Annotated in this window: 9 protein-coding genes; 8 read left to right on the top strand and 1 reads right to left on the bottom strand. The window is 54.7% G+C overall.

Features of this window, described 5'->3' with window-relative positions:
• Nucleotides 1-225 precede the first annotated feature (225 nt).
• A complete protein-coding gene (gene rsmC / locus ABLV08_RS21155) occupies nt 226-1,254 on the bottom strand; it encodes a 16S rRNA (guanine(1207)-N(2))-methyltransferase RsmC (RefSeq protein WP_348856234.1) in 1,029 nt (342 codons plus the stop codon).
• Nucleotides 1,255-1,356: 102 nt separating this feature from the next.
• Here rsmC and ABLV08_RS21150 point away from each other — a divergent pair, with 102 nt between their 5' ends.
• The 8 genes from ABLV08_RS21150 to ABLV08_RS21115 all read left to right on the top strand — a co-directional run bounded on the left by ABLV08_RS21150 (nt 1,357) and on the right by ABLV08_RS21115 (nt 7,679).
• The gene (locus ABLV08_RS21150; protein ID WP_015368390.1) at nt 1,357-1,770 is read left to right on the top strand and encodes a DNA polymerase III subunit psi; all 414 of its coding nucleotides are present in this window, start codon (nt 1,357-1,359) and stop codon (nt 1,768-1,770) included.
• Nucleotides 1,739-2,185, top strand: coding sequence for a ribosomal protein S18-alanine N-acetyltransferase (rimI, locus tag ABLV08_RS21145; protein ID WP_015368389.1), 447 nt, complete (start codon nt 1,739-1,741; stop codon nt 2,183-2,185). Before ABLV08_RS21150 ends, rimI begins: the two co-directional genes overlap by 32 nt.
• 14 nt (nt 2,186-2,199) lie before the next feature.
• Entirely contained in the window at nt 2,200-2,877 is a 678-nt protein-coding gene (gene yjjG / locus ABLV08_RS21140) for a pyrimidine 5'-nucleotidase (protein WP_015368388.1), read from the top strand.
• A 91-nt stretch (nt 2,878-2,968) separates the two neighbouring features.
• The gene (gene prfC / locus ABLV08_RS21135) at nt 2,969-4,558 is read left to right on the top strand and encodes a peptide chain release factor 3 (protein ID WP_020079669.1); all 1,590 of its coding nucleotides are present in this window, start codon (nt 2,969-2,971) and stop codon (nt 4,556-4,558) included.
• 217 nt (nt 4,559-4,775) lie between these two features.
• Nucleotides 4,776-5,387, top strand: a complete 612-nt coding sequence (osmY, locus tag ABLV08_RS21130; RefSeq protein ID WP_348856233.1) for a molecular chaperone OsmY — start codon at nt 4,776-4,778, stop codon at nt 5,385-5,387.
• A 123-nt stretch (nt 5,388-5,510) separates the two neighbouring features.
• Nucleotides 5,511-5,672, top strand: a complete 162-nt coding sequence (locus ABLV08_RS21125; protein WP_015368384.1) for a DUF1328 domain-containing protein — start codon at nt 5,511-5,513, stop codon at nt 5,670-5,672.
• A 151-nt stretch (nt 5,673-5,823) separates the two neighbouring features.
• Nucleotides 5,824-6,897 (top strand): patatin family protein, encoded by a 1,074-nt coding sequence (locus tag ABLV08_RS21120; protein ID WP_032713275.1) that lies wholly within the window; start codon nt 5,824-5,826, stop codon nt 6,895-6,897.
• A complete protein-coding gene (locus ABLV08_RS21115) occupies nt 6,894-7,679 on the top strand; it encodes a metal-dependent hydrolase (protein ID WP_032713277.1) in 786 nt (261 codons plus the stop codon). The genes ABLV08_RS21120 and ABLV08_RS21115 overlap by 4 nt, the downstream gene beginning before the upstream one ends.
• Nucleotides 7,680-8,030: the final 351 nt, after the last annotated feature.

Genomic DNA, 8,030 nt, shown 5'->3' with positions numbered 1-8,030 from the left:
CGTAAGGACACTAACACCTGAAGCTAGCGCGTCTACCAATTCCGCCACCTTCGCATACCATCGACACTAAAAAGTATCGTTACCACGGAGGCGCATTCTAGTGGTTTTCGGCGACACGTCAATAGTTAATTATGCAGGTTTTCTCGATTGCTGCAAAAATGGGCTATTCAGAGCGAAGGGAAGGCCTGGCGGCACTTCGAGCATGCCGCCGATGGGAAAAGAAAATTATTTCCTGGCCTGGCGAGTCATCACCGTGCGGTAAACTTTGAAACGGCCGGTTTGGGCGATCACTTCGTGGAAGCCAAACGTCTCATCCAGCACCTGCGGATACGGCAGGAAGGCGTTAGCAACGATACGCAGTTCGCCGCCGCTGTTCAGATGGCGGACCGCGCCGCGGATCAGCGCCTGCGCCGCTTCAAGACTGGTCTGCAGGCCGTCGTGGAATGGCGGATTTGAGATGATCATGTCAAAACGGCCGTTGACTTCAGAGAAGACGTTACTGGCAAAAACCTCGCCTTCAAAACCATTCGCGGCAAGCGTCGCGCGGCTGGCTTCGACCGCCGGAGCGCTGACGTCGCATAGCGTCAGGCGTACCTTCGGTGAATGGCTGGCCAGTACCGTGGCAAGCACCCCGGCGCCGCAGCCGACATCGAGCACTTTACCTTTGGTGTGCGGTTGCAGGGTCGACAGCAGCAGCTGGCTGCCGACATCAAGGCCGTTGCGGCTGAACACGCCCGGCAGCGTTTTAATGGTCAGATTATCGAGCGTGTACTCGTTCCAGTACTGTTCGGCGTTGAAGGAGGGCTGTTTTTCCAGACGGCCGTGGTAGAGACCGCAGCGGCGGGCGCTATCCACTTTATTCAGCGGCGCGTATTCGGCGAGCATTTGCTCGGCGCTACGTACGCCGCTGCGGTTTTCGCCGATCACAAAAATATCGCTCCCCACCGGCAGCAGAGAGAGCAGGTTCATCAGTTGGAACTGCGCTTCTGGCTTGTTCTTCGGCCAGTAGTAGATCAGGGTATCGCAATCGGCGACGTCGGCGGCCTCGGCCACTAAGCTAAAACGAACGTTGTCGCCCATCTGGCGATTCAGGACCTGCCAGTGGTGGAATTGTTGGGTGTGAGCGCGGCTGGCCGCGGTATCCAGACGTGCAGGCAGGTCATCCTGCAGGTCACCGGCAAACAGAACGCGGGCGGACTCGAAATCATCACTGTGGCGCAGCAAGACTTCACTTGCCGGGGTAAAAGCTGACATGAAACACTCCTTCAATAAGACTGGCGCCGATTATAGTAGTTTGTTGGCGCAGATACGACGGATTTGCTATATTGCGCGCTTGTTTAACAGGAGTGTTTCGCTATGACTTCCCGACGAGACTGGCAATTACAGCAACTGGGAATTACCCAGTGGTCGCTGCGTCGCCCGGGGGCGTTGCAGGGCGAAATCGCTATCTCGCTTCCTGAACATATTCGTCTGGTGATGGTGGCGGAAACCCCGCCGTCGCTGACTGAACCGCTCATTAGCGATATTCTGCGCGCGCTCTCGATTCGCGCCGATCAGGTACTGCAGCTTACGCCGGACCGGGTAGCGATGCTGCCGCAAAATAGCCGCTGCAACAGCTGGCGACTGGGCTGCGAGACGCCGTTGTCGCTGGCGGGCGCCCAGGTCTCGACGCCCGTTTTTGATGAACTTCAGAGCAGCGCGCCGGCTCGCATCGCGCTCTGGCAACAAATCTGCGCACATGAACACGATTTCTACCCTCAGCACGGCTGATTTATCCAAAGCCTGGCAAATCGAAAAACGCGCCCACGCTTTTCCGTGGAGCGAACAAACCTTTGCCAGCAATCAGGGTGAACGTTATCTGAATTACCAACTGGCAGTGGATGGAGAAATGGCGGCATTTGCCATTACTCAGATTGTCCTTGATGAAGCGACGCTTTTTAACATCGCCGTCGACCCCGCCTACCAGCGCCGCGGCCTGGGACGGGAACTGCTGGAACATGTTATTGATGAAGTAGAAAAACTCGGCGTCGTCACGCTGTGGCTGGAGGTGCGGGCATCGAATGTCGCCGCCATCGCGCTCTACGAAAGCTTAGGCTTTAACGAGGCGACTATCCGCCGCAATTACTACCCTACGGCCGACGGGCGTGAAGACGCAATTATCATGGCTCTGCCAATCAGTATGTAAGACAAGGTGAAACGATGAAATGGGACTGGATTTTCTTTGATGCCGATGAAACGTTGTTTACGTTTGACTCTTTCAGCGGTTTACAGCGGATGTTTCTCGACTATAGCGTGACATTTACCGCCAAAGATTTTCAGGACTATCAGGCCGTTAATAAGCCGCTGTGGGTGGATTATCAAAACGGCGCCATCACCTCGCTACAATTACAGCATCAGCGTTTTGATAGCTGGGCGGAACGTTTGAACGTCCCTCCGGGCGAACTGAACGACGCTTTCATGAATGCGATGGCGGAAATCTGCGCGCCGCTGCCGGGCGCTGTATCGCTGCTGAATGCGCTGCAGGGCAAGGTAAAAATGGGCATCATCACCAACGGTTTTACCTCGTTGCAGCAGACTCGTCTGGAGCGAACAGGACTGCGCGATCACTTTGATTTGCTGATTATTTCTGAGGAAGTCGGCGTCGCGAAGCCGGATGCGCGTATCTTCGATTACGCGCTGGCGCAGGCGGGTAATCCGTCGCGCGACAGGGTATTGATGGTTGGCGATACCGCCGAGTCGGATATCCGCGGCGGCGTCAATGCCGGGCTTGCCACCTGTTGGTTGAATGCGCACCAGCAAACGCTGCCGGCAGACCTGCAGCCAGACTGGACGGTGACCTCTTTAAGCGAACTGGAGCAACTCCTGTGTAAACACTAATTGCCTCCCCCCCATTGATGGGTAAAATAGCCGCAATTTTTCGTATTCCACATGCGCGGCCCATTGCCGCGTTTACTTAGAAGATTGAATTATGACGTTGTCTCCTTATCTGCAAGAGGTGGCTAAACGCCGCACTTTTGCCATTATTTCTCACCCGGATGCCGGTAAGACCACCATCACGGAAAAAGTGCTGCTGTTCGGACAGGCGATTCAGACCGCAGGTACCGTGAAGGGCCGTGGTTCCAGCCAGCATGCTAAATCCGACTGGATGGAAATGGAAAAGCAGCGTGGGATCTCGATTACCACCTCGGTGATGCAGTTCCCTTACCATGACAGCCTGGTTAACCTGCTGGATACCCCGGGGCACGAAGACTTCTCCGAAGATACTTACCGTACCCTGACGGCGGTTGACTGCTGTCTGATGGTTATCGATGCGGCGAAAGGCGTCGAAGATCGTACCCGTAAGCTGATGGAAGTTACCCGTCTGCGCGATACGCCGATTCTCACCTTTATGAACAAACTCGACCGTGATATCCGCGATCCGATGGAATTGCTGGATGAAGTCGAAAATGAGCTGAAAATCGGCTGCGCGCCGATTACCTGGCCTATCGGTTGCGGCAAGCTGTTTAAAGGGGTTTATCATCTTTATAAAGATGAAACTTACCTCTATCAGACCGGTAAAGGGCACACCATTCAGGAAGTGCGCGTGGTTAAGGGGTTGAATAACCCTGAACTCGATGCCGCGGTGGGCGACGATCTGGCGCAGCAGCTGCGCGATGAACTGGAACTGGTGCAGGGCGCATCGAACGAGTTCGATAAAGAACTGTTCCTGGCGGGCGAAATTACTCCGGTGTTCTTCGGGACCGCATTAGGCAACTTCGGCGTGGATCATATGCTGGATGGCCTGGTGGAGTGGGCGCCGGCGCCGATGCCGCGTAACACTGATACCCGTGAAGTGACGGCTGCAGAAGAGAAATTCACCGGCTTTGTGTTTAAGATTCAGGCCAACATGGACCCGAAACACCGCGACCGCGTGGCCTTTATGCGCGTGGTTTCCGGCAAATACGAGAAAGGCATGAAGCTGCGTCAGGTGCGTATCGGCAAAGACGTGGTGATTTCCGACGCGCTGACCTTTATGGCGGGCGATCGCTCGCACGTTGAAGAAGCCTACCCTGGCGATATTATCGGTCTGCATAACCACGGCACCATTCAGATTGGCGACACCTTTACCCAGGGCGAAATGATGAAGTTCACCGGTATTCCGAACTTCGCGCCGGAACTGTTCCGTCGTATTCGCCTGAAAGATCCGCTGAAGCAGAAACAGCTGCTGAAAGGGCTGGTACAGCTCTCTGAAGAGGGCGCGGTACAGGTCTTCCGTCCGATCGCGAATAACGATCTGATCGTTGGCGCCGTCGGCGTGCTGCAGTTTGACGTGGTAGTAGCGCGTCTTAAAAGCGAATACAACGTTGAAGCGATTTACGAATCCGTCAACGTGGCCACCGCGCGTTGGGTTGAATCGACAGACGTGAAGAAATTCGAAGAGTTTAAGCGTAAGAACGAAGTTCAGCTGGCGCTGGATGGCGGCGATAATCTCACCTATATCGCCCCGACGATGGTGAACCTGAACCTGACGCAAGAGCGTTACCCTGACGTGGTGTTCCGCAAAACCCGCGAACACTAATATCTCTCTGGAGCGCGGCGATGCTGCGCTCCAGCCTGTTTTGCCCGTCTCCCTCCTTACCATAGAAAGTTCTTAAATCTGCGCGAATCGTAGCTTTTTTATTCAAACCCTCCGCCGCATCTCCGCTCATCTACTATATTTATTAAGCACTTTTCAGAAACCTGGCTGAATAAACAGCCATGTGTTTTACCAAAGCAGACATCGTGAGGGCATACCAATGACCAGACTAAAGAGCGCCAGGCTATTGCTGCCTCTCTTCTTAGGCTCAGCGTTGATAAGCGCCTCGACCTATGCGGAAACCACCGTCGCCGATAGCGCCAAGGCTGCCGCGACCAGCGCCGGAGACAGCGTCGATAAGTCGATCAACAAGGTTGGCGATTTTATGGATGACAGCACGATCACCGCCCGTGTTAAGGCGGCGCTGATCGATGACAAAAGGATCCGTAGCACCGATATCTCGGTGAAAACGGAAAACAAAGTCGTGACCTTAAGCGGGACTGTTGAGAGCGCTGAGCAAAAATCACAGGCCGTCAGCGCGGCGAAAGGCGTCGAAGGGGTGAGTTCGGTAAGCGATAAGCTGACCGTGGCGGGTGAAAAATCGGCAAGCCTGAAGGGCTATGCTGGCGACACCGCTATCACCAGCGAAGTCAAAGCTAAACTGCTCGCGGACGATATCGTTCCGTCGCGTAAGGTGACGGTGGAAACCAGCAACGGGGTGGTACACCTCTCCGGAACCCTGGAATCGAGCAAGCAGGTCGATCGTGCGGCAGACATTGCCAAAGCGGTTACCGGTGTTAAGAGCGTGAAGAACGATCTTAAAGTGCAGTAAGGGTATTTATTAAAAGATATTCGCCAGCGGCGAGACCGCTGAGCGAGTTGTACGCAGGGTTGATGTATGCGCGGCCTGAGCGCGCAGAAAAGCGACCGTTAATCATATGGTAAGGAGAACAGTATGTTTAGATGGGGCATTATTTTTCTGATCATCGCGTTAATTGCCGCCGCATTGGGTTTTGGTGGTCTGGCGGGTACCGCGGCGTGGGCGGCTAAAATCGTCTTTGTTGTCGGTATTATCATTTTCCTGGTCAGCCTGTTTACCGGGCGAAAACGACCCTAGAGGCGATGTGCCGAAAGGCGTGAATCAATAACCGCGCAGTGATGACATAACGTCTTACATAAAGCCAGTCAATGTGACTGGCTTTTGCGGTTTCAGGGGACGACAATTTGCGTTACTTTAATGACAGAAAATAGACAAACAGGAAAGCAGGGTGGGGCAGCGCATTCCCGTGACGTTGGGCAATATCGCCCCGTTAGCGGTAAAACCCTTCCGTCCAGGCAAATTGGCTCTGGTGTGCGAAGGCGGTGGTCAGAGAGGTATTTTCACAGCCGGGGTTCTGGACGAATTCATGCGCGCTGGATTTAACCCTTTCGACCTGATGCTCGGCACTTCCGCTGGCGCGCAAAACATCTCCGCTTATATCTGTAATCAGCAGGGCTACGCCCGTAAAGTCATTACGCGTTACACCACCTCGCGGCAGTTTTTTGACCCAATGCGCTTCGTACGCGGCGGCAATCTTATCGATCTCGATTGGCTGGTCGATTCCACTTCGCAACAAATGCCGCTGGCGATGAACTATGCCGAGGAGCAGTTCGCGCTGGGTAAAGAGTTGTGGATGTGCGCCTGCCGCGGTGACGACTACACGGCAAACTATTTTTCCCCTACCCGCCAGACCTGGCTTGATCTGATCCGCGCCTCCAGCGCCATTCCAGGTTTTTACCGTAGCGGTGTCCTGCTGGATGGCGTGAACTACCTCGATGGCGGCGTCAGCGACGCGATCCCTGTGCAGGAGGCGGCGCGCCGCGGCGCGCAGACTATTGTGGTTATCCGTACCGTCCCTTCGCAGATGTTCTACACTCCGCAGTGGTTTAAACGGATGGAGCGCTGGCTGGGGGAAAGCAGTTTGCAGCCTTTTGTGAACCTGGTACAGCACCACGAAACCACCTATCGCGCGACGCAGCAGTTTATTGAAAAGCCGCCGGGTAAACTGCGGATATTCGAAATCTATCCGCAGCGGCCACTGCGCAGTATGGCGCTTGGCAGCCGTCTGCCGGCGCTGCTGGAAGATTATAAAACCGGGCGCCAGTGCGGCCGCTACTTCCTCGCTACGGTAGGGAAACTGCTGACCGAGCAACCGCCGCTGTTACGTCATGCGCCGCGTGTGGCAATGCCGACGCCGGTGGTGGTGCCGCCGCTGCCGGTAGCTAACGAAACGCCGCAACAGGCGATTATCACCGCGCCGCAGGCTAATGACCCCAGCTTTAATAACGAGGATTTGGCGTGACGTTACGCTTTATTGATACCCACTGTCATTTCGATTTTCCCCCATTTACAGAGGATGAGCCGGCGAGTATCGCACGGGCGGCGCAGGCCGGCGTTGGGCGCATAATCGTGCCGTCGATATCCGCCGCGCGCTTTGCTCGCGTGCTGGCGCTGGCGGAGCAACACGAGCCGCTGTATGCCGCGTTAGGGATGCATCCCATTGTTATCGAACAGCATGATGACCGCGGGTTAGCGCAACTGGAAAGCTATCTTATACAGCGTCATCCTAAACTCGTAGCAGTCGGGGAGATTGGCCTCGATCTCTACCGCGACGATCCGCAATACGATCGCCAACAGGCGCTGCTGGAAGCGCAATTGCGGCTGGCAAAGCGTTACGATTTGCCGGTGATCCTGCATTCGCGCCGCACCCACGATAAGCTGGCGATGTTGCTAAAAAAACATAACCTGCCGCGCGCCGGGGTGGTGCATGGTTTTGCCGGCAGCCTGCAGCAGGCGGAACGTTTTGTACAGCTGGGCTATAAGATTGGCGTTGGCGGTACCATTACCTATCCCCGCGCCAGCAAAACTCGCGATGTTATGGCGCGTCTGCCGCTTTCTTCGCTGCTGCTGGAAACCGATGCTCCGGATATGCCGCTGAATGGTTTTCAGGGACAGCCGAACCGCCCGGAACAGGCGGCCCGCGTCTTTGACTCGCTCTGCGAACTGCGCGCGGAACCGGCGCAGGAAATTGCAGCGGCACTACTGGCGAATACCAAAAACCTCTTTACCGCGCTAACCCTCTAACGACCCACATACTGGACAACGTCGTCCCCGGTTCTGGTCGGGTGTGACAATCCCATCATTTTTTATAAATATAAAATCCATTAAGTTTCAATCAGAAAGTATATTTATGGCCAGGATTTGCACAATTTGTGCGCCATGACGTCGAGATAACTCGTTTTGATATGTTAGAATAATAACATCACCATGAACTTCGGTTTGCCGATTATGCTTAAACAGGAGATGACGGTGAGGCTGGCGGGAATTGCTGGTTAATTGTGATTTTTATCACGTTACAGTAATGCAAATTAGTAATTAGTTTTCATTAACTGTGATGAATGTCGAAGTGTAATGGCGAGCGGTTGTTACAATAGT

This window comes from Klebsiella sp. CN_Kp088, from assembly GCF_040064335.1.
GTDB classification, from domain to species: Bacteria; Pseudomonadota; Gammaproteobacteria; order Enterobacterales; family Enterobacteriaceae; genus Klebsiella; species Klebsiella aerogenes.
Note: the sequence above shows the minus strand (reverse complement) of the source record. Positions and strands in the feature narration are given on the sequence as shown.